Source organism: Streptomyces griseicoloratus (assembly GCF_014534645.1).
Lineage (GTDB): Bacteria > Actinomycetota > Actinomycetes > Streptomycetales > Streptomycetaceae > Streptomyces > Streptomyces griseicoloratus.
Map to the genome: position 1 here is coordinate 1 of NZ_JACVQF010000123.1, position 214 is coordinate 214.

Below are 214 nucleotides of genomic sequence, written 5' to 3' on the forward strand. Positions count from 1 at the left end.
GTTGGCGCATGTGCTGCGGGCTCGTGGTGTGACGGCCGAGTCGGTGGTGGGGCTGTGTCTGCCGCGTGGCGCCGAGATGGTGATCGCCATTTTGGCGGTGTGGAAGGTGGGGGCGGCGTATGTGCCGCTGGACCCCGAGTATCCGGCGGAGCGGCTGGAGTTCGTGCTTGCGGATGCCGGTGTGGTGGTGCTGGTTCGTGCCGGTGGCGCGGGC

Annotated in this window: 1 protein-coding gene; it reads left to right on the plus strand. The window is 69.6% G+C overall.

The features are described 5' to 3' along the window. Positions 1 to 10: 10 nt before the first annotated feature. The coding region (locus tag H0H10_RS03415) for an AMP-binding protein (RefSeq protein WP_309141721.1) at positions 11 to 214 on the plus strand (204 nt) is incomplete at its 3' end.